The 22,239-nt window shown below is 48.1% G+C and carries 22 protein-coding genes; 4 read left to right on the top strand and 18 right to left on the bottom strand.

Annotation, left to right across the window (positions count from 1 at the left end; translation table 11 throughout):
* Positions 1-26 precede the first annotated feature (26 nt).
* The 8 genes from CZ379_RS13905 to CZ379_RS13870 form a co-directional block, all read right to left on the bottom strand.
* The gene (locus CZ379_RS13905; protein ID WP_199925606.1) at positions 27-965 is read right to left on the bottom strand and encodes an ABC transporter ATP-binding protein; all 939 of its coding nucleotides are present in this window, start codon (positions 963-965) and stop codon (positions 27-29) included.
* On the bottom strand, positions 962-1,957 hold the full coding sequence (locus tag CZ379_RS13900; protein WP_110932162.1) for an ABC transporter ATP-binding protein: 996 nt from the start codon (positions 1,955-1,957) through the stop codon (positions 962-964). The genes CZ379_RS13905 and CZ379_RS13900 overlap by 4 nt, the downstream gene beginning before the upstream one ends.
* An 11-nt stretch (positions 1,958-1,968) precedes the next feature.
* Positions 1,969-2,919 carry an ABC transporter permease gene (locus CZ379_RS13895; protein ID WP_110932161.1) on the bottom strand — a complete coding sequence of 317 codons (951 nt, stop codon included), beginning with the start codon at positions 2,917-2,919 and terminating at the stop codon, positions 1,969-1,971.
* A gap of 3 nt (positions 2,920-2,922) precedes the next feature.
* On the bottom strand, positions 2,923-3,855 hold the full coding sequence (locus tag CZ379_RS13890) for an ABC transporter permease (protein WP_110932160.1): 933 nt from the start codon (positions 3,853-3,855) through the stop codon (positions 2,923-2,925).
* Positions 3,856-4,034: 179 nt separating this feature from the next.
* Positions 4,035-5,735, bottom strand: a complete 1,701-nt coding sequence (locus tag CZ379_RS13885) for a peptide ABC transporter substrate-binding protein (protein WP_110932159.1) — start codon at positions 5,733-5,735, stop codon at positions 4,035-4,037.
* Positions 5,736-5,971: 236 nt separating this feature from the next.
* A complete protein-coding gene (locus CZ379_RS13880) occupies positions 5,972-6,355 on the bottom strand; it encodes a DUF3397 domain-containing protein (protein WP_110932158.1) in 384 nt (127 codons plus the stop codon).
* A gap of 65 nt (positions 6,356-6,420) precedes the next feature.
* The gene (locus CZ379_RS13875) at positions 6,421-7,383 is read right to left on the bottom strand and encodes a ketopantoate reductase family protein (RefSeq protein WP_110934378.1); all 963 of its coding nucleotides are present in this window, start codon (positions 7,381-7,383) and stop codon (positions 6,421-6,423) included.
* Between the two features lie 111 nt (positions 7,384-7,494).
* Complete coding sequence (locus CZ379_RS13870; RefSeq protein WP_110932157.1) at positions 7,495-8,148, bottom strand: RsfA family transcriptional regulator; 654 nt, start codon at positions 8,146-8,148, stop codon at positions 7,495-7,497.
* A gap of 345 nt (positions 8,149-8,493) precedes the next feature.
* On the opposite strand from CZ379_RS13870, the gene CZ379_RS13865 reads away from it, so the two are divergent.
* Complete coding sequence (locus tag CZ379_RS13865) at positions 8,494-8,730, top strand: DUF2626 family protein (RefSeq protein WP_110932156.1); 237 nt, start codon at positions 8,494-8,496, stop codon at positions 8,728-8,730.
* 147 nt (positions 8,731-8,877) lie between these two features.
* Complete coding sequence (locus tag CZ379_RS13860) at positions 8,878-9,969, top strand: hypothetical protein (protein WP_110932155.1); 1,092 nt, start codon at positions 8,878-8,880, stop codon at positions 9,967-9,969.
* Between the two features lie 21 nt (positions 9,970-9,990).
* Here the strand turns inward: CZ379_RS13860 and CZ379_RS13855 are convergent, their stop codons facing one another.
* Both CZ379_RS13855 and CZ379_RS13850 read right to left on the bottom strand, forming a co-directional pair.
* A complete protein-coding gene (locus tag CZ379_RS13855) occupies positions 9,991-11,262 on the bottom strand; it encodes an ABC transporter substrate-binding protein (protein ID WP_110932154.1) in 1,272 nt (423 codons plus the stop codon).
* Between the two features lie 160 nt (positions 11,263-11,422).
* Complete coding sequence (locus CZ379_RS13850) at positions 11,423-12,754, bottom strand: PhoH family protein (protein WP_110932153.1); 1,332 nt, start codon at positions 12,752-12,754, stop codon at positions 11,423-11,425.
* Between the two features lie 110 nt (positions 12,755-12,864).
* Here CZ379_RS13850 and CZ379_RS13845 point away from each other — a divergent pair, with 110 nt between their 5' ends.
* The gene (locus CZ379_RS13845; RefSeq protein WP_110932152.1) at positions 12,865-13,554 is read left to right on the top strand and encodes a YhcN/YlaJ family sporulation lipoprotein; all 690 of its coding nucleotides are present in this window, start codon (positions 12,865-12,867) and stop codon (positions 13,552-13,554) included.
* 40 nt (positions 13,555-13,594) lie between these two features.
* Here CZ379_RS13845 and CZ379_RS13840 read toward each other — a convergent pair whose 3' ends face one another.
* The 6 genes from CZ379_RS13840 to CZ379_RS13815 form a co-directional block, all read right to left on the bottom strand.
* Positions 13,595-14,047 carry a pyridoxamine 5'-phosphate oxidase family protein gene (locus CZ379_RS13840; protein WP_110932151.1) on the bottom strand — a complete coding sequence of 151 codons (453 nt, stop codon included), beginning with the start codon at positions 14,045-14,047 and terminating at the stop codon, positions 13,595-13,597.
* A gap of 70 nt (positions 14,048-14,117) precedes the next feature.
* Positions 14,118-15,206 (bottom strand): LCP family protein, encoded by a 1,089-nt coding sequence (locus CZ379_RS13835; protein WP_110932150.1) that lies wholly within the window; start codon positions 15,204-15,206, stop codon positions 14,118-14,120.
* Between the two features lie 97 nt (positions 15,207-15,303).
* Positions 15,304-15,618, bottom strand: a complete 315-nt coding sequence (locus CZ379_RS13830; RefSeq protein ID WP_110932149.1) for a YlaH-like family protein — start codon at positions 15,616-15,618, stop codon at positions 15,304-15,306.
* A gap of 59 nt (positions 15,619-15,677) precedes the next feature.
* Positions 15,678-17,519, bottom strand: a complete 1,842-nt coding sequence (gene typA / locus CZ379_RS13825; protein WP_110932148.1) for a translational GTPase TypA — start codon at positions 17,517-17,519, stop codon at positions 15,678-15,680.
* 157 nt (positions 17,520-17,676) lie between these two features.
* Positions 17,677-18,174: a hypothetical protein gene (locus tag CZ379_RS13820; RefSeq protein WP_110932147.1), complete on the bottom strand. Its 498-nt coding sequence runs from the start codon at positions 18,172-18,174 to the stop codon at positions 17,677-17,679.
* A gap of 104 nt (positions 18,175-18,278) precedes the next feature.
* Positions 18,279-18,932, bottom strand: coding sequence for a TerC family protein (locus CZ379_RS13815; protein ID WP_110932146.1), 654 nt, complete (start codon positions 18,930-18,932; stop codon positions 18,279-18,281).
* Positions 18,933-19,073: 141 nt separating this feature from the next.
* On the opposite strand from CZ379_RS13815, the gene CZ379_RS13810 reads away from it, so the two are divergent.
* Positions 19,074-19,778, top strand: coding sequence for a TerC family protein (locus CZ379_RS13810; protein WP_110932145.1), 705 nt, complete (start codon positions 19,074-19,076; stop codon positions 19,776-19,778).
* Positions 19,779-19,829: 51 nt separating this feature from the next.
* On the opposite strand, the gene thiI is transcribed toward CZ379_RS13810, so the two are convergent.
* Entirely contained in the window at positions 19,830-21,062 is a 1,233-nt protein-coding gene (gene thiI / locus CZ379_RS13805) for a tRNA uracil 4-sulfurtransferase ThiI (RefSeq protein ID WP_110934377.1), read from the bottom strand.
* A gap of 4 nt (positions 21,063-21,066) precedes the next feature.
* Entirely contained in the window at positions 21,067-22,218 is a 1,152-nt protein-coding gene (locus CZ379_RS13800) for a cysteine desulfurase family protein (RefSeq protein ID WP_110932144.1), read from the bottom strand.
* Positions 22,219-22,239: the final 21 nt, after the last annotated feature.

Below are 22,239 nucleotides of genomic sequence, written 5' to 3'. Positions count from 1 at the left end.
CACTAAGAGAGCTTAATCTACACTTGTTATTTCTTCGGCATCGATACCCAATGTCCCTTGGATACCTCAACCAACTCCGAGTTCTCCAGATCAAAGGCACCTCCGCTCGAAGCGCCGTCTTTAGCCGATTGAATCGGGCCATTGGCGTCGTCCTCCAGCAAAATGCGCTTCTTGTTCGCTTCGACTTCCGGATCCGGAATCGGAATGGCGGACAAAAGGGTCTTCGTATAAGGATGCATCGGGTTAGCATATAGCTCCTCGCTTTCCGCAAGCTCCACGATGCGCCCCAAATACATTACCGCTACTCTGTCGCTAATATGCTTTACCATGGACAAGTCATGGGCGATGAACAAATACGTCAGCCCAAGACGATCCTGCAAATCCTTCAGCAAGTTAACGACCTGCGCCTGAATGGATACGTCCAGTGCAGAGATCGGCTCGTCACAAATAATGAATTTCGGATTGACCGCAAGCGCGCGGGCAATCCCGATCCGCTGGCGCTGTCCGCCGGAAAACTCATGCGGATAACGCGTCGCGTGATCCGGGTTAAGGCCAACCATGTCCAGCAGCTCTTCCACCCTTTTCTTCCGCTCCGCGCGGGTGCCGGCCATATTGTGAATATCCAGCGCCTCGCCGATTATATCGGTAACGGTGAATCGCGGGTTGAGCGAAGCATACGGATCCTGGAAGATCATTTGCATATCGCGGCGCATCGCCTTCATCTTCTTCGGAGGCAGCTTGCTAATGTCCGTACCATTGAATTTTACGCTGCCTGCAGTAGGCTCGTACAAACGAAGAATCGTACGGCCGGCCGTCGACTTGCCGCAGCCGGACTCGCCAACGAGTCCCAGCGTCTCACCTTCCGCGATAGAGAAGCTAATATCATTCACGGCTTTAAGCACGTTTCCGCCGCCGACATTGAAGTATTTCTTTAAACCCTCGACTTCGATCAAATTTTTGCTCAAGACGACTGCGCCTCCTTCGCCATCGGATGCAGATCCCAGCAACGCGCTGTGTGCGTATCGCTAAACACGGTAGCTTCCGGGTCGATCCGTTCACAAATCTTCATCGCCTGATCACAGCGGGCTGCAAACGGACAGCCTAACGGCGGTTTAATCAAATCTGGGGGCGTACCGATAATTGGAATAAGCGGTTCACCTTTCTTCTGATCCAGACGCGGCATGGAACGAAGCAACCCCTTAGTGTAAGGGTGCTGTGGATTTTTGAAAATCTCCCATTTCGTTCCGGTTTCTACTACTTCCCCGGCATACATGACGATAACGCGATCACACATACCGGCAACAACACCAAGGTCGTGTGTAATGAGAATGATAGATGTGCCGAGACGCTGCTGCATGTCCTTCATGACATCCATAATTTGCGCCTGGATCGTCACGTCAAGGGCGGTCGTCGGCTCATCGGCAATCAGCAGAGCAGGCCGACAGGCCAGCGCGATCGCGATCATTACGCGTTGACGCATCCCTCCGGAAAATTCATGAGGATATTGGTTAAAGCGGGCTTCCGCATTTTTAATGCCGACGAGTTTCAGCATTTCAATCGCCTGAACTTTAGCTTCCGCCGCTGACATATTCTGATGTTTGACTAGCACTTCGGTAATTTGCTTACCGACTTTTATAGTTGGGTTCAAGGAGGTCATCGGGTCTTGGAATATCATGCCAATATCTTTACCGCGAATAGCTTCCATTTGTTTAATGCTTTTCTTCAACAAGTCCTGTCCTTGGAACAGAACTTCACCTTGCTTGATTATCGATGGAGGGGACGGGATTAGGCGCATGATTGTTTGGGCGGTGACACTTTTACCACTGCCTGACTCACCGACGATAGCAACCGTTTCCCCTTTACCTATTTCGAAGTTCATGCCGCGAACAGCCTTTACTTCTCCGCCTTTAACCTGAAAGGATACATGTAGATCCTTAACTTGTAAAATCGGTTCCATCATTCCACCTCCTATTTCTTCAGTTTTGGATCCAGCGCGTCACGAAGACCATCGCCGAAAATATTAAAACATAACATAGTTAAGCTAATGAGAATAGCTGGGAACAACATGCGCCATGGATAGTACTGCCACGCGGTAAGCGCGTCACTAATCATCGAACCAAGCGAAGCAATCGGCGCTTGTACGCCTAGACCCAGAAAGCTGAGAAACGCCTCGGCAAAGATCGCATTTGGAACAGACAATGTAACAGTAACAATAATCGGCCCCACAGCGTTTGGAAGCAGATGACGGAACAATAGACGTCCAGAGCCTGCCCCCATGGAACGCGAAGCAAGAATGAATTCACGGTTCTTCAGTTGCATAATTTCACCGCGGACGATCCAGGACATATTAATCCAGCCGGTAATGGTCAGAGCCAATATAATCGTGCCCAGACTTGGCTCCATCACAACAAGAAGCAAGATTGTCACTAGAAGGTAAGGAATCGAGTACAAAATTTCGGAAAATTTATTCATAATCTCATCCACTCGACCGCCAAAATACCCCATAATCCCCCCGTAAATAACACCGATCAACAAGTCGATACAGGCGGCGGCCAAACCTACAATCAGGGAAATTCTTGCTCCCATCCAAGTACGGACGAACATATCGCGTCCCAGGTCATCGGTTCCAAACCAATGCTCTGCCGACGGCTTCGCATTCATATTCACGTAATCGTTAGAATAATAGTTGTACTCAGAGATCATCGGGCCAAAAATAGCCGCGAGAGAAATTAATACTAGTATAAGAAGAGCAAACATCGCCAGCTTGTTGCTGCGCAAACGATACCAGGCATCTTGCCAGGCCGAAACACTTTCACGCTGAATGACTTCTGCTTCCTTCTCATCCGTGCCGATTTTGCGGAAATCTTCCGGCTTCAGGTCAGCAGGGGCCGGCATTACTTTCATCGGTTTTAGATCCATCCGTTACCCCTCCTTTCCTTTGTTGAGTTTAATGCGGGGATCTACGAATACGTAAGCGATATCCGTTACAAAGCGGGCCAGCATCAGCAGGATTCCGTAGAAAATCGTTATCCCCATAATGACCGGATAGTCACGGACGCCAATGGCTTCAACAAACTGCTTGCCGATGCCGCCGATTCCGAAAATTTGCTCGATAACAACGGAACCGGTAACGATATTCGCCGTCATTGGCCCCAAATAAGTAACAACCGGCATAATGCCGTTGCGAATAACGTGACGGGACAAGATGGCCATCCAGCCGAGCCCCTTGGCCTTAGCTGTCTTAATATAATCGGCATGCAGTACTTCCAGCATGCTTGAACGGGTCAGGCGGGCAATAAACGCGATTGGCTGTGCCGTCAAGGCAGCCACCGGCAAAATGTAATACAACGGCCCGTTGAAGCCCATTGTCGGCAGTAATTTAAGCGTTGACGAAAATACAAATTGGAGCAAGGTTGCGACAACGAAGCTGGGGACAGCAATGCCAAGCACCGCTAGCACCATCGCCACGTTATCGATCAGCCTGCGATGATACAGCGCTGCCAGCATTCCGAGCAATACACCAACGATGACCGCTACGATAATAGCAACCAACCCAAGCTTCAATGAAGTCGAGAATGTCTGCCCGATAATGTCAGAGACATCCTGATTGATTTTCTTCATCGAAATCCCGAAGTCCCCTTGAGCAACATTCCCCAAATATTTTAAATACTGCTGATAAACGGGCTTATCCAAACCTAATTGCTCATACAGGCGCTCCTTAATCGCCGGCGGTACCTGCTTCTCTGAGGTTAGTGGATCCCCCGGAATTGCTTGCATCAGAAAGAAGGTGGCCGAGATCAGAATAAACAACGAGACCAACATATAGAAAAACTTATTGGCAATATAACGAACCATGCCCGTTAGCACCTCCTTTGATAAAATTCGACATAAATCGATTTTAGGATAATTCTTTCACAATGTCTATTCAATATAATTGCCATAAGTACGTAAAGCTTGGAAGTTTCCTGACCACATACAAAAAAACGGGATATATATGGAATACCCACATATATATCCCGGAGTATCTATTCAGATTACTTGCGTTGGTCCGTAATGTACGCGCGAGTATAGTCGATCGCTCCGCTGAAATCAAGCGATACGCCTTTGAGCCATGGCTTCTCTACCGCTACGTTCGTGTAGTAATAGATAGGCATAATTGCCATGTTGTCCTTAACTAGGATCTCTTCAGCTTTTTTGAAGTTTTCGTTGCGTTTTGTGTTATCTTCTGTAGCTTTCGCTTCAGCGATCAATTTATCGTACTCTTCGTTCTTGAAGCCGATGTCGTTGTTACCGCTGTTGGAAGTCCACATATCGATAAATGTCATTGGATCGTTATAGTCTGCACTCCAGCCAGCACGTGCTACTTGGTAGTTCAAGTTTTGACGGTTCTCGATAAATACGCCCCACTCTTGGTTTTCCGTTTTCACGTCAACACCAAGATTATTTTTCCACATATCTGCTACAGCAAGGGCAATTTTCTTATGGCCTTCACTGGAGTTGTAAGTCAATGTAATGTCAGGCAGCTTAGTATAGCCTTCTTCTTTCATGCCTTCTTCAAGAAGTTTCTTAGCTTCTTCTAAATTCTCTGTGAAGTAGTCGTCTTTAACCTCAGTACGGTATTCGTCATTTACCCCTGCAATGCCTGGAGGAATGAAGCCGAATGCCGGAAGCTGTCCGCCGAGCGTTACTTTATCGACGATAATTTGACGATCGATCGCCATCGCGAATGCTTTACGGATTTTATCGTTGTCAAACGGCTTAGCTGTCAGGTTGAATTGATAGTAATACGTACTTGCAATACCTTTAACTTTATATTCGTCTTCCAGCTCTTTTTGAACAATTGGAATTTGGTCGGTAGGAATTTCACCGTTAGGATGTCCTGCGCGATCCAGTTCATTGTTTCTGTAACTCGTAATTTCTGTTGCTCCACTATTTACAAGAGACATCGTAATTTTGTTCAGCTTAATGCTGTCTTTGTCCCAATAATTATCATTCTTCGTAACTTCGATCGTTTGGCCTTTTGTCCAGTTTGTCAACGTAAATGGACCATTGACAATCATCTTGCTTGCATCTACTGCCCATTTTGCGTCATCCTTAACAGATTGGTGCACAGGGTAGAAGGTGTAGAAAGAAGTCAGACCAAGGAAGTAAGGCGTCGGTGCAACCAGTTCGACTTCCAATGTATAGTCGTCAGCGGCTTTTACACCAACTTGGCTGAAATCAGTAATTTTGCCTTCATTATATTCTTGACCGTTTTTCAGGTAGTACAATTGATATGCATAAGGTGCTGCTGGAGTAGTATTCGGGCTCAGAACGCGCTCCCATGCGAACACGAAATCATGTGCTGTTACAGGGTCGCCGTTGCTCCACTTCGCGTCTTGACGCAGGTGGAACGTATATTTCGTACCGTCCACATCCCATTTTTCTGCTGCAGCAGGAACGGGTTGTCCATGATCGTCCATACGAGAAAGACCCTCGTACATCGTTTTGAGGACAGTGTTAGCTTGGCTATCTTGTGCTTGGCCTGGGTCGAAAGTTGGCGGTTCAGCGCTTAAGTTAACTCTAAGCGTTTGATCCGCAGCCAATTTCTCCTCACCGCTGTTTGCATTCTCGGCTGGTGCGTTGTTCTTGCCGCCGTTCGAGGCGCCCTTGTCATTGGATCCGCAAGCAGCAAGCAATGTGCTGAGTGCCAATACCAATGTCAAAAGAAGCAAGAGACTCTTATTCTTCTTCATCTAGCAATATCCCCCTTAAAAATTTGTGGTATATGTTTTTAGATTATACAACCAGCGGTCAAAAAAACCAATACATAATTTCAAAAATTGAACTATTGTCAATAAAATCCTTTGCTTTTTCTTAACAAAATAGTCCTTTTAACAATATTGGCTTCATCATATGCCCCAATTTTGAACGGAAAAAGTGTGCAAGTTGTGAAAATATTTTCTCACACTCATTATTTCATTATATTGGTTCAAGCTGCCGAAATATATGTAATAAAGCTGATCAAAAATAAAAGAATGTACGCAACGCCCGTTCCGGCGAATGCAAGCCTCCAAACCGCGCGAAGCAGACGCCTGACATCCACTTTCCCTTTCAGGCGATTCTGGGCTCCGCCGATCAATCCGCCGGCGATAAGCAGAATGAGAACGATCAAATAAAGACCGAAGCCGGATTTGAATACAATATTAAACAGGGCTGCTGCAGCCAGGATTAGAAATAGCGTCGTTACATCCATCGCGAGAAGCAGAGCCGCTTTTTTATCTCTTTTCAAATAATAATGAATAATATAGACGAGAGAAAAAGGAATGATGGGTACAATAGCGAGAACGGTTAATGTGTCACTTAGCAGACTCATGGTTCCACCTCCTGCAAATATTCAAATCAATTAACTTCCGCATTCCAATCCCATAATTCGGTATTTCACGTTTGCAATCCGCGAACGAGCCGCCACATCATTTCGTGACCGGGAACTGACACGCCGGATAACTTGGCCATTTCGACAAGACGACCGTTAATATAATCAATTTCCGTCGGTACACCTTGCAGAACATCCTTCAGCATCGAAGACATGTTGCTCGCCGTTGAGCGGCATACTTCCGCAACGACGTCGTAGGCATCTCCCTCAAAAGGGATATTTCTCGCCGAATAAATTGCAGCGGCTTCTTGGCATAGCTGCTGCAGCAGCGTTCTCCGTTCCTCCGTCTCCAACAGCTCTCCATTGGAAATACGCCATATGGCGGTTAGCGGATTAATCACTGAATTAATCAATAATTTCCTATAAATTTCCCTATCGATGTCTTTCGACAGAAGAGCGCAAAATCCTGCCGTCTCAAAGGTATCAATTAATTTTTCCACTGCATTTTTTAAGGATAAACTCTTTCTGCTTCCACCGCTTTTTACTTGACCGATCGAGGTAAGTCCCTTTCCGGAACGTATGACTTGGTACGAATCGATCCGTTTCGCTCCTTCAGTCGTAATAACGGCATAGATGGGCGTCTCAGGAAATACCTGGCTCAAAAACTCCGCATGCCCAATTCCATTTTGAAAACAAAGGATTTTTGTGTCCTGCCCTACTAATGGCTCTAGCGCTTTAGCTAATTCGTTATCGATATGCCGCTGCTTCGTCGCCAACATAATCCAATCGGCAGGCGTATGAGCTTCAGCTTCTATTCGGGAAGCGCCCTCCTGAAGCGAGTAGACTGTCAGGTCGCTAATCCTCACGGGAGAACAGCCTTCACCTTCCTGAAGCATAATTCCCTCTTTTACCAGCAGTGCGGCCTGTTCATGCGTTCTCGTCCAAAAACGCACCTCCTGTCCGGAAGCTGCGAACTTGCCGCCGAATAACAAACCCAGCGCCCCGGCTCCAATCATGTCGAATTTCATTTCGTCCACCCTTTTCGCATTTCTGTTAATTCCTTTATACCAAACCTTGCCTTCATAACACAAAGAAATTCCGGCATGAGTATGCCGGAATTTCACTAAACACAAAATCGACTATTCAATTCGCTCCAGATTGCCGTTCGCATCCATCTTGAATCTTGTCTTCTGCTCTTCGTCCTCTTCATTGAGGAAAGCAAGCCGACGTGCCCGATCCATAATTTGAATCAGCGCTTTATAATCGTCGTTTACGACACGGTAATCCGTCTGCACTTCATTGACTTGATTGGATAGACGGTTCTTCTCCTCGCGCAGTATGACCAGTTCCTCATCTTTCTCGCGAAGCTCTTTCTCTAGCTGCTTCACATATCTGCTCGTTTCCTGAACCGTGTTCTTCCACCCCCGTAAAAAACGGATCACCGCATCGATAGAAATCGTTTCTTCTGTAACCCCTTCACTTTTATAGAGTCCTTCTTCCAGATCTACAGAGGCCAAGGAGGCGATCGAAGAATGGTTCGTGATCGAACCTTGCTTTTTCATATAGTTCCGTTTCTGCCGTTGCGCTTTGGCGATGCCAATAGCCGCTTCATACTTTTTGCGAACGCAGCTGTTCCAGCGGAAACCGCAAGCCGCTGCCGTTCTCCCGATCCGTTCTCCCACCTCTTCAAATGCAGTCAGTTGGGTACTGCCTTCGCGGATATGGCGCAGGGTTACCTCAGCCAGTATCAAATCATCCTCTGCGCTCCATGCATCTTGTCTCACAGCTGTCATGCTATAAAAACCTCCTAACGACATCCTAATATAACCGTCTTCCGGGCACGATTCCGGGCCGGTGTATCGGTAAAAAAGCTTCTTACTCCATCCTATGCCTCTCATAGAGTTCATAGAATCTATTTGATACTATTTTGTATATCCAAAATAAAGGGCTGTCATACCTCATTAGAGAAAAAGCGGAAAATTCTCCGCCTTAACAAATTACAATCCATAACATTAATCACTTATCAAGATTAAACAGTTAAACTTTAATGACTTTTCGTTTACAGTTGTTAGGGTTACGGGTATAATGAGGTATAGAAAATTGGATGTCGCCGATACATACGAAAGGGGGACTTATTTGTGGCACGCATGTACCGCGTCCTGGGCTTCTTCACGTTAACCATTGGACTTATGGCTTTCGCTGGTAACCATATTGAAATGGCCCTGCTATTTTTCCTGCAAACGGCTTTTTTCGTCATCTTCGGTTACTTAAAATTTACGGAGAGAACGTATATCCTGCTTTTCTGGGGATATATGATTGTGGCCTTCACGGGCTTCAGTTACTGGACGATCTTCCAGATGGGATTGCCTCTCTAATCTATAAGCGTGAAGGACGAGTATACCCAACTCACTCTTTCATTCAAGGGCGATTCGGCTAAGGCCGGAGCGCCCTTTTTCGTGAAGACTATTTCATTTACTGTTATCATATGTATATATAGATTCAACCCAAGGAGAGGAACGCTCTTGAACAGACGTATCAAATCCTTCTGCTCCTCTTGCGCACTAATTGCGGCCTTATTCATGGCATCGATCTTTCCTATTCCTTCGGCTAATGCATTTCCGCTCTCAGAAGAGGAGCAGGAAATTTTGGAGAAGAGCTTGTCCATCGTAGAAATCGACAGAGAAATCGCTCGGATCGAAAGTAAACAGCAAGATGCCGAGCGCTCCATGCTTCCCCTGAACCGGGAGCTAGGCAAGACAGAAGGACAAATGCTTAACAGCCAGGAACGCGCTGGCGCCCGGCTCAGAGCCTACTATATGGGGGAACGCGAGGACTTGCTTACAGCTTTGTTATCGGTAAACAGCTGGAAGGACTTCTTTAAGGTTTTGGACTATTACGAGTTAATCATGGAAAGAGATCGCGACGTCCTAGCGGCATACAAGAAAGATCTTGCCAAGCTGAATAAATCGAGGAAACAGCTGTCGGCGCTGGCAAGCGAGCTTGCGCAAATGAAAACCAACTTATTGATGCAGCGTGAGCGGGTCGTTGAGCTGCAGCGAAGTGTGGACGGAAAGCTCGGAAGCAGCACCGACCCAGAGCATTTGCAAGCTATGATTGAGGAATTGACAACCTATTGGGAAAATGTCGGGTTACATGAAGTGCGCCGCTACTTCCGCGCCCTCGCTTCTGCCATGATGGATTTCCAAGACTTTCTGAAGGATCATCAGGACAGCCTAGTCTCCGACAACGGAGGGTACGTGCTCGTGATTCGCGAGGAAGATCTGAATGCTTTTCTGCACAGCAAAAATGCCCTGCTCAGCAATATGGCTTTCATTTTCGAAGAAGAGAAAATCGTTGCTACAGGGAGCCGGGAAGGTCTTAATCTTCGGGTAGAAGGTCATTATACCGTAGAGAACGAACCTCAGAACTCCATTGTTTTCCATGTGGATCAACTCGTGTTTAACGGCTTGGAGTTACCCGATACAACGCGCATGGAGCTGCAGAACGATTTTGACCTCGGATTTTATCCACAAAAAATAGTTCCCTTCGTGAAAGCCGATGAGGCGGTCATTCAGAAGGGAACCTTGACGGTAAAGCTGAAGCTCTCTCTCTAGAGGGCTTCTTTGCTTATGATGTTATTTTGTGTCGCCGATTTTCGATATTTCTTTGATATACTGCTCCGAACCGATATGACCATTCATAAAATCCATGGATTGACGGGCAAATTGCTCCATTTGTTCGGGAAGCATGTTGCTTATAGGCAGAGCGTCCGACTTGCTGCCCACGAGCGATGCCGGAACCCAAGCTGGGATTTTATTCCTTTCGAAGTCAAAATAAAGTGATTTTAATACAGGCATATGTCCCGTAATTTCATGCCACTCGCGCTGCTTGCCGGCAGTGGTCATTTCCTCAATCCACGTGCCAGCTGCCTCAGCGTTGCTGCTCTTAGCGGACACTACGAAGCTGCGCCCATAGCTCCACATCGCTTTGCCTGTATTCCCCGGTTCCGGGATAAATGCCTCCATTCTAGGATGCTGTCCGTTTCTGATTTCAGACGCACGCGTAAGGCAGATCGCAACCTCGCCGTCGTACATTCGCTTCCAAATGCTTGGAGAAGGCTTTGCTTCCACATGATAACGAAGCAAATAAGGCCGTATTTCCTCCAAAAGCCGTATTCCGCGTTGCATTCCTTCCGTGATTTCAAAAATGGATGGACTGCCTGTCGCCGTATTCCCGCCAAACTGCCATAATAACGACAGAGCGGCATAAGGCTCGCTTAGATCCGCAGCAAGCAGATTTGATATCCGGCTTTGTTTCTTGAACGCAGATAAGATCCTGTCCCAATCATCGGCTGATTTCGGGGGCTGCTCTAGCCCCAATTCCTTGATCAAGTCAGGATTGTATGCGAATACATAAGGATCAGTATCAAAGGGAACTCCCCAGATGTATCCGTTCCATTCATTCTGGGCCAACGAAGCGCCCAGCACCTCTCCTGACAAGGGACTCGAATAATAGCGTTCAGCAGGCATCAGATAACCGCTGGATGCAAATTTGCGAATCCAATCATTATCCAGCAGCAGAACATCCGGAGATTCACCCAGCTCAAACTGCTGCTGCAAAGTCAGATACGATTCACCAGAAGAAATATTGACTAATTCCACCTGATCCGCAGATTGATTCATATATTCATAGTTCATTTGCTGCAATCTCAGAAATTCCCCTTCATTCATTTGAACAGCAACACGGAAACGGCCCGGCTCTTGCACTTCTTTAGGATTCGGAAGTGCTACGGGCTCTGGAATAGTACCTTCCTCATTGCGAATAAGGGTCGATTGCTTACTTGGAGACAAGTTAATCAAAGCAAGTAAAAGGATAGCAAAAAGTACCCAATGATTTCTACGCTTCACAACTGTTCTTCCTCTCCGCGTTCCAATCTTCAGCCGACATTCGATCAAACCTTATTGTAACAAATTACCTCGTACTTTGTCCCCTACAAAACATGGCAAAAACCGCCGAACTAAGTCCGGCGGCTTAATAGGATACTTATTCACAATTTTCGAGCCATCGTTACAGCAGATCAGCAGCAGCTTGAGCCAACTTGGAGCGTTCGCCTTTCTCCAAGGTAATATGGCCGCTTAATCCTTGTTCCTTGAAGCGTTCAACGAGATAAGTCAATCCATTGCTCGCGGAATCCAAATAGGGATGATCGATTTGTTCCGGGTCTCCGAGCAGGACGATTTTACTACCTTCTCCAACGCGCGAAACGATCGTCTTAACTTCATGGCGCGTCAGGTTTTGGGCTTCATCGACAATGATGAATTGTCCCGGAATAGATCGGCCGCGAATGTAAGTGAGCGCCTCGACTTGAATGCTGCCGAGTCCCATGAGAATTTTATCGATATCTCCTGATTTCTTCGTATCAAATAAATACTCCAGGTTATCATAAATAGGCTGCATCCACGGACGGAGCTTCTCTTCCTTCTCCCCGGGCAAATATCCGATGTCTTTGCCCATCGGTACGACGGGACGGGCAATCAACAGCTTTTTATATTTATGCTCATCTTCTACTTTCAGTAAGCCGGCTGCCAGTGCAAGCAAGGTTTTCCCGGTTCCGGCTTTACCTGTAATAGTTACAAGCGGGATTTCGTCGTTTAACAGCAGCTCAAGGGCCATTCGCTGCTGGGCATTGCGTGCGCTGATCCCCCAGATGGGCTCGTTGCTGAGAAATAGCGGCGCAAGCTTCAAGCGATCCTCACTGACCTTCAGCAGGGCCGACTTCCCACTCCCCATCTCATCCTTCATGATGACAAATTCATGAGGATAAAGGGGATAGCTTAACCCCAACGGTTTGACGGACAGGGAACGGTAAGAATAATATTCATCAATAACGGCAGGATGCACTTTGACGGTGGAATGTCCCGCGTACAGCTCGCTGAGGCCTGCCGTACGATCGGAGAGATAATCTTGGGCTGTAAGACCGAGAACATCCGCCTTGATGCGGACAAGGACATCTTTGCTGACGAGCACGACCGTTCTCGGCGAGCCGAGCTCCACTTCCTCAAGATGGTAGTTAAGGGCTACAGCAAGAATGCGATTGTCATTGGAGATGTCCCCGAACATCTCCTGTACCTTGGCGAAGCTCCGGTGATTCAGCTCCACCTTCACGGTTCCGCCGTTGTTCAACTTTACTCCGTCGTGAAGATGGCCCGTCTCGCGAAGTCCATCAAGCAGTCTGGAGACTCCCCGTGCATTTCGGCCAAGCTCGTCAGCGTTCCTCTTCTTAGAGTCAATTTCCTCCAAGACAATGGCCGGAATGACAACCTCATTTTCTTCAAAGGCAAAAATCGCATTGGGATCGTGCAGCAATACATTCGTATCCAATACAAATATTTTTTTCACAGATATCCCCTCCACCGCTTGTCTTTGCAGCCTCTTATATTCACATACATATTTCTTCCCAAAGACGGGAACCGTAAAGACAGACATTATTCCCGAAAGGACGATCTAACATGCGAATATGGCTGTGTTTGTTATTGACGGCTATTCTTCTTACAGGCTGTGGAACAGCTTCACAAAAGGCATCACCCTCTCCCCAGAATCAACAAAATAATAACCCACAGGCCCAAAGCATTCGAAATGACGGAATGCCTATAGCTAATAATGCCAACAACAATGCCAACAAGATGAACAATGCAACTAACGCGAATAACCAAGGTCAGCTTACGAAGCAGGCTCATCTGGAGCAGCTCGTTATGCGAGTGCCAGGCGTTAAAGGCGCCCATTGCGTCATTATGGGCAACACTGCCGTTGTCGGCATTGATGTAGACGGCAAACTGGAAAGAGCTCGTGTCGGCAATATTAAGTACACCGTAGCAGAGGCATTGCGGAAGGATCCACAGGGCGCCGGTGCTATCGTTACCGCTGACATCGATCTGAACAACCGGATTGCCGAAATCGGCGATAAAATACGTGCAGGCCATCCCGTATCCGGATTTGCGACGGAGTTAGCCGACATTATCGGACGGATCATGCCGCAAATGCCAAGAGATACGGTTCCTAGAACCGAAAATGATATCCAAGGACGCAAACCAGGGTCAGGGCGCCAGCCTTCCACTGAAAGTAACACCTACAAATCCAAATCGCGCCAAAATAAACAGCAAGGGAACAACATGCAATTGGCCCCGCAAGGATATAAATAATCAGCATGAGAAAGAAAAAAGCCCAGCGAAAAATAATTCGCTAGGCTTTTTTCATGGCTTCAAACACTTGAGCGTCCAGCATGTCCGCTGCACGGCGATCGTAAACTTTATTGTACACAGGGGCAGATACAAGCTGCGCTCCGTAGAACAGAGCGTTGCGAACCGCTTCGATGTGCACGTCGAAGCAGCACATTTGGAAAGGAACTCCTTCAAGCGGATCTTTAGCGACGGATGCCCGGCCGTTGATGGCATAGATCGTCCCCTCGCCAAAGACCGTGATCGTAACCTTGGGATGAGCCTTGATATTTCCCACCAGCCGCGAGCGATGGTCAAGCGCGAGCCGCAGCGTGGAATGATCAAGCGCATAAATCCAAGAAATCGCGCTTGATGTAGGGCCGCCGGACTCGGCATCAACCGTGCTTAGCAGTACAAACATCTCGGACTGGAATGCGGTGTATAACGGTTCGGATAACTGCGTAACGATCTCGGACATGAGCCAGCCCTCCTATACAATCCTTCTATATGATTGTATTATATCATGACGCAAAACTTGCCTTCAATGATCAGTTGCCCGCTTTGTCCTGCTCTGCTTCTCCGGCATCTTCAACCAACACCCTATTACCAGCCAGTTCATCATTAAGCGCCTGTTTGGCTTTCTCGAGCTCGTCAGAGTTCAAGTAGACGTATGGGCTCTTCCATTGACCTGTGATTGGCATGAACGCTACATTTTCCTTAGAGATGCTCCAGTAAGCGGAAATCATATTCTTCATTTGCTGGGATTCCAGATCCGTCTCCATATTCTTGCCAACCGACTGGATCACTTTGCCGGCTCCGAGCACGCCATCCAGCGATTTAGCCTGATCGATAAGCGCATGCAGCACTTCATTCTGGCGGCGGTTGCGGTCGAAATCATCGGAAGCCTTGGTTCGTGGACTGCAATTGGACTTGCGGTAGCGAACATATCCGAGGGCTTCCTCTCCCGATAAATGCTGCGGACCTTTTTTCAAATTGATGTTCGTATTATCCGCGGTATCCTTATAGCACATATCCGCATCGACGTTAATATCAATGCCGCCAAGCGAATCGACAACATCGCGAAAGCCCTGGAAGTTTATAACGATTACGTAATCGATATTCAAATCGAAATATTTGCTCATCATCGTTTTCATTTCATATTTAGCCGTAATTCCCGTTTTCTTCTCCTGGACAAGGAAGTTCGGATAGAAATGGTTCAGCTTATTCGCCTTGTATCCCTTCAGCTCCACCAGCGTATCCCGCGGAAGCGAGACGACTGTAGCCGATTTTGTCTCCGGATTCATCGCCATAATCATCATTACGTCGGTCAGATGTGTTCCCGTCTCAGGTCGATAGTCTGTCCCCATAAGCAGCATCGTCAATGGTTTAACCTTGGCGGACTGCTCGGGCGCAACCTTCTCATCGGTTCCTGTTTCTTGAATAACCTGATCCAGCGTCACGGATAAATACCCAATATACACACCTACACCAAGGGCCAGCACAATCATCAGCGTCAGCAGTATTCTTAGAAATACTTTAAAACCACTAGCTTTCTTTTTCTTCTTGCGAGAGCTTTTTTTGGTCGGCTTTCTATGGCTTTGCTCTCGAGGAGGCAGGCCACTACGTGTAGAACTCATGGATTAAAACACCTTTTTCATATGAATTAGCAATTTAACCTACAGTCTAAAAACGTTTCGGCACATCATAAAGTTACATTTATCCCGTTTCCGGCCATTACGGGTTAGTTCCCCCATCGCCATCAACCACGGATGAGCCGTTCTTCTTATTGCGGCGTCCTTCCACAAAGTAGCGAATGCGCACCATAAGCATGAGAACGACGGCCACTAGAAGACATTGGATAATCGGCAGCTTGTCGATTTGAAAGATGAGCAGCATGAAAGAGCCGAACGCCATCAACACGTACAAAATAACTTCCTTCCATAGGGGAAGCTTCTGCTGAGCCCGGAACACTTTATTGTACACGAAAGTTACCAATACAAAAATGAGAATGTACGCGATCACGGGGTGATCGGAAAACCATTGTTGCAACGCAGTTCCCTCCTTCGAGGCAGTCACATAATTATTCTTCCTTATGGCCTACTTTACCATTATAAGTTGGTTTCGGACATTTTGCGATGTTTTTCGGCACGTTCGCGCTCGCTTTTGTTTAGGAGTTTCTTGCGCAAACGAATGTTTTTAGGAGTAATCTCACAGTATTCATCGTCATTGAGGTATTCCAGCGCCTGCTCCAAGGAGAAGAGCCGTGGTGTCTTCATCTTGACCGTTTCTTCCTTCGTTGCCGAACGAACGTTGGTAAGCTGCTTCTCTTTACAAATGTTAACGACGATATCATTGTCGCGGTTATGCTCGCCGACGATCATGCCTTCGTAGATCTCACTTCCCGGCTCAAGGAACAGAGTACCGCGATCTTCAATGGACAGAATGCCGTACATCGTCGACACGCCGTTCTCGCTCGATACCAGCACCCCCTGATGACGTCCGCCGACTTGTCCGCCAACGAATGGACCATAGCTGTCAAATGCATGGTTCATAACCCCATAACCGCGAGTAAGAGTCAAAAAGTGTGTGCCATATCCGATCAACCCCCGGGCAGGAATAAGGAACTCCAAACGAACCTGGCCCGTGCCACTGTTAACCATATTGACCATTTCCGCTTTGCGCGAGCCGAGACTCTCCATGACCGTTCCCATATGTTCCTCAGGGACATCAATGAGCAAGCGCTCGATTGGTTCCATTTTGACGCCATCAACTTCCTTTACAATGACTTCCGGCTTGGAAACCTGAAGCTCATAGCCTTCTCTGCGCATATTTTCGATCAAAATGCCCAAATGAAGCTCACCGCGGCCCGATACGATGAAGGCATCAGGACTATCCGTCTCATCCACGCGCAAGGAGACATCGGTCTCTAGTTCCTTCATCAGACGTTCGCGAAGCTTGCGGGAAGTTATCCATTTGCCTTCGCGGCCCGCAAACGGGCTGTTGTTTACAAGAAACGTCATCTGCAGCGTCGGCTCGTCTATTTTGAGCACCGGCAACGCTTCTGGATGGTTCGAATCTGCAATCGTCTCGCCGATGTTGATATCTTTAATTCCGGCGATCGCTACGATATCACCCGCGCCGGCCTCGGAGATTTCTGCCCGATTCAGGCCCTTGAAGCCGAACAGCTTCTCAATCCGAGCGGATTTCTTGCCGCCTTCCCGCGTCATCACGGCGACTGGCTGACCTTGGCGGATTACCCCGCGATTCACCCGGCCAATGGCGATACGCCCCAAATATTCATTATAATCCATCAGCGTAACCAGGATTTGCAGCGGCTCTTCCACGTTCTCGGTCGGAGCTGGGATATGCTCCACGATCGTGTCATAAAGAGCCTGCATATTGCTGTCCTGCTGCTCTGGATTCAAACTGGAAGTACCATTCAAAGCGGATGCATATACTACGGGGAATTCCAGCTGCTCATCGTTTGCCTCCAGCTCGATGAACAGATCAAGCACCTCATCGATCACCTCGGACGGCCGTGCGGCCGGACGATCGATTTTATTCACAACAACGATGGGTGTCAGTTGGTGCTCAAGCGCCTTGCTTAGTACGAATTTCGTTTGCGGCATGCAGCCTTCGTAGGCGTCGACGACAAGCAGAACACCATCCACCATTTTCATGATCCGTTCCACTTCTCCGCCGAAATCGGCGTGCCCCGGTGTATCGACAATATTAATCAAGTAATCTTTGTACGTAATCGCCGTGTTCTTGGCCAAAATGGTAATGCCCCGTTCGCGCTCCAAATCATTGGAGTCCATGACGCGTTCCTGCACCGTCTCATTGTCCCGATAAATCCCGGACTGCTGCAGCAGCTTGTCGACTAATGTTGTTTTGCCATGGTCAACGTGAGCGATAATGGCTATATTGCGAATATGATTTCTTTTGTGCATATGATTTCTCCAAATCCTTTCATGTCTGTGTCTTTACAGCATTACAAATAGTTGACTATTTGCCACCCAAAGAAGCGTCGGACGAAAACTTCCGACGCTAATCGTATCCTTAATATTATACGCAAAACCAGAAATAATTCAAGAACTTTCCAGAGTTTCACCAGATTCGGCGGTTATTCCCTCGGGCAAGAATGAGCCAGATTCCTGCGGCAATAAGCACGATGGCCAGTAAATAAACAAAGGAGAAGGAGAACATGCTCCACCCCAGCAAAATTATAGAAAAGGCACCCAGCACTACAGCCATCAATAGCATGCCGTTCTGACGCTGCGGCGCATAAGCATAGTATTCAAACAAGCCGATGGAGATCCCGAGTATGAATGCCGGCCACATTTTGTGAAACAGAAACGTCCAGCCCCAGATGATGCCAATAAAAAACAGGATGGAGTATACCACAAGAATACCTGCGGGCAGCAGCAATTCAGACGATCCCCTTCTGGCGAATACCCATAGGTGCAGCAGGATGCCCGGAATTAACAAGATCAGCGGCCAGAGAGCTTTGCCGAGAAAGCTGAACACTCCCCACTTTCCAAGCAGGATGATAATTCCAGCAGCCAAGATCAGTATTCCGGTCATAAGCTTGTTGTTGTCGGACATTTCCGTCACTCACCTTCCAATTGACAATTAGGGACATGGCCACCGATTTTGTGACATCCCACCTAATTCCAGTTTATATGAAGATGGGCGAAAATGCCACTCTCTCATGCAGCCCTATAATTGCCTAGCCAGCCGAACACAATAACAATCGCTGCAATGATGAACGGGATCCAGCTGTGCATGGATGGCAGTATTTCTGTCAACAAAAAGCCGAATTTCGCATCCTTCAGCATCATGTCCCCTGCCGTATAACCCAAAATACCCGCTCCGGCAAATGTCAATATCGGCAAACGCTGGAGCCAGACCGAAATTAGGTTACTGCCCCAAATGACAATCGGTATGCTGATCGCAATACCAATAACTAATATCGCAACATCCCCGTCGGCTATTGCCGCTATCGCCAGCACATTATCCAGACTCATGATGAAGTCGGCCACAAGGATTGTTTGAATCGCTTTCCAGATCGTATCAGCGTGCCTTTTTTCACTACTATGCTCCCGGTGCTGAAGCAAGTTAAAAGCGATCGCTGCCAGCATTAATCCTCCAATCGCTTGGATAAAGGGAATTTTTAACAAAATCGCCGCTAGCCATGTTAGGATGCATCGCATCAGCACCGCACCGAATGCTCCCCACCATACAGCTTGTTTACGTTGCTGCGGGGGAAGATGCTTACTTGCCATAGCGATGACTACAGCATTGTCGCCACTAAGTACTAAATTAATAATGAGTATTTCGGATAACAATAACAAATGCTCCATAGGCTTATCCCTCCATTACAGATGTATGTGAGGAGGTGCCAAGCTATACCCTTTCTTTGTAAAATCAACACTGGACAAAATCCATTTTTAGTGAATTAATAATATTAGCGCCTATAAATAAATGAGGAAGAAGTGACAACAGTGGAACTATTTAGCCCCGCTTTTTTTATCGCCTTGATTAACATCATCTTCATCGATTTAATCCTAGCGGGAGACAATGCAATTGTAATCGGCATGGCAGCTAGAAAGCTGCCCGTCCATATACAGAAGAAAGCCATCCTGTTAGGTACGGCCGGAGCAGTTGTGCTGCGAATCGCTGCAACCCTAATCGTGGTATGGCTCCTTAAAATCCCTTGGCTGTTGGCCATTGGCGGCGCCATGCTCGTCTATATCGCCTACAAAGTGCTTGCGGATGACGGCGCCCACGATACGATAGACGCCAAAGATTCGCTGTGGCCTGCAGTGAGGACGATCGTCATTGCCGACGCCGCAATGGGACTGGATAATGTCATCGCTGTCGCAGGGGCTTCCAAACAGCATATGACTCTCGTCGTCCTCGGCCTATTGATTAGCGTCCCGATCGTCATCTGGGGAAGCACGCTATTCATTAAACTGCTCGGACGCTTTCCCTGGATTGCCTACGCAGGCTCAGCCGTGCTGGCTTATACCGCATCGCATATGATCACAGAAGAGCCGCACCTGCTGCCTTTCTTTGCAGACAAGCCTCTGCTCCGCTACCTCTTTATCGCTCTCATCGTTATTGCCGTTCTCTGGGCCGGCTACTCATCCAGACAGCGTCAACGTGAGCAGGGGGATGAGCACCCCTCGCGGGCAGCTACCCGCTAACAACAAACAAGGTTGCCTCCTGTATACGAGGCAACCTTGTTTGTTGTTCTCCTAAAACCACTTATCCTGCACGACCGGTTCCGCTTCGGATCTTCTAACTACGGCCACGCCCGGTTTGATGATGATCGTCTCGGTTCCCATTACAGCCTCATCAATTTGCTCATCCAGCTGAGGCAAGGATGCCTCGATCTTCTCGATCACGTGCAAATTGGGATTCGTCGATGGCGATTTCGGCACAAACAGTGTACAGCAATCCTCATAAGGAAGGATTGATAATTCATAGGTGCCGATTTGCTGTGCTAAGCTGATGATCTCCTCTTTATCGGTCGTAACTAGCGGCCGGAGGATCGGCAGCGTAGTCGCTCGGCCGATCACATTCATGCTGGCCAGCGTCTGGCTGGCAACTTGCCCAAGGCTGTCCCCAGTGACTAGAGCAAGCGCGCGGTTTCGATCCGCTAGTGCGGATGCGATCCGCAGCATCGCTCGACGCATCAGCGTAATCATGACATTCTCATGATTCCCCTGGGCCAACGTCGTCTGGATATCCGTAAATGGCACAAGATGAAGCTTGATTTGGCCATAATATCCGGATAGCACCTGAGCCAAATCGATGACCTTCTCCTCCGCTTTTTTACTCGTGAACGGATAGCTATGGAAATGAACACATTCGATTTCCAGCCCGCGGCGCATCGCCGCCCAGCCGGCAACAGGGCTATCGATTCCCCCGGATAGCAGCAGCATGGCTTTGCCGTTCGTCCCTCGCGGAAATCCACCGGCAGCGGGAACGACTTCAGAGAACAGATAAGTTCCCTGCTCTCTAACCTCGATCCGCAGCTCGATTTCCGGATGATGGACATCGACTTTTAAATGAGAACACGCCTTCAGGATCGGCGAGCTTATAATTTGATTCATGTCCTGCGAGGATACAGGAAATTTCTTCCACACCCTTCTTGCATTTACTTTAAAGGCTGTCTCCTTGGCGATGTTCATGCTCTCGATGAAGCTGACCGCCTGAGCGATAATTTCCCCAATCTCGGAAGCCGCTACCTTAACCGGACTAATGGACGTTACCCCGAAAACATTTTTGAGCAGATCGATAATTTTTGCTGCAGGCTCCCCATTCAGCACCACATAGATCCGACCGTATTCCTTCTTGATCTCGGTTGCCGGATAAGCCCGAAGCAAGTCTTGTACATGCGCCAATGCCGCTTTCTCAAAGCGGCTGCGATTTCTCCCTTTCACGGTAATTTCGCCGAAGCGCAGCAGGAGCATATCATATTGCAGCATATTAACTGTTTCCACCTTTCACTCTTTGCAGGCGTTCAATAGTACGCTCTATAGCCTGCAGCAATTGTCTGACATCTTCTTCCGTATGCTCTTCCCCCAGACTGACGCGTAATCCGGACAGAGCGCAATCCATCTCTTTGTTCATAGAGAGCAGTACACGGCTCGGTTCGCTTCGCTTCGAAGAACACGCGGACTGCGTAGAAACGAAGAAGCCCTCCTCCTCCAGCATATGAAGCATCGTTTCAGCCTTCATTCCAGGGAAGGAGAAATGAACAATATGCGGCGCTCCCCGCGAAGATGAATTTACTTCCAGCCCGCTTAAGCACTGCAGGCCCTCATGCAGCTCATGACTCAGCTTAGCCAGATGTTCAGCAAAACGAGGCTGCCCTTCTGTAGCCAATCTGACCGCCTTCGCCATGCCGACGATATAGGGTATATTCTCGGTTCCGGAACGCACCCCGCCTTCCTGTCCCCCGCCTGTCAGCAACGGTGCAAGGTTTACACCTTCCTTGACATACAACAGCCCAATTCCTTTGGGTCCGCGAAATTTATGGGCAGATAAGCTATAGAGATCAATTCGGCTATCGCGAATAGATAACGGCAGCTTGCCAAAGCCTTGTACACCGTCAACATGAAAGTAAACGAGCGGGTGACGGCTTTTTAATCTGTTGCCAATTTCTGTGATCGGCTGGATCGACCCGATTTCGTTATTCACATGCATGACAGATACGAGCACCGTATCCTCTCTTACTGCAGATATGACATCCTCGACGCGTACAATGCCATCAGCCTGCACCGGAACGTAAGTAACCATACATCCTTCCTTCTCTAGCTGGCGGCAGGTTTCATATACAGACGGATGCTCTATAGATGTTGTAACAATATGATTACCGCGATGACGATACTCGGCCATAATGCCCCTGATCGCCAAATTATTGCTCTCAGTCGCTCCGGCCGTAAATATGATTTCCCCCGGTTTCACCTCAAGAGCATGCGCGCAAACCTCTCTAGCTCTGGACAGCAGCTTGCTGCTGTCTTCCCCCAACCGGTGCAAGGAAGATGGGTTCCCGAAATGCTGGGTCATCACTTCCGCGACCGTACGAATGACGTCTTCATGGGGCGGGGTTGTAGCAGCATGATCAAAATACTTCATTTCATCCCCCTAGTTTATCAA

The organism is Paenibacillus bouchesdurhonensis, from assembly GCF_900155685.1.
In the GTDB taxonomy this organism is placed as follows: domain Bacteria; phylum Bacillota; class Bacilli; order Paenibacillales; family Paenibacillaceae; genus Fontibacillus; species Fontibacillus bouchesdurhonensis.
The sequence above is the reverse complement of the archived record's forward strand: the minus strand, read 5'-3'. Positions and strand labels throughout refer to the sequence as shown.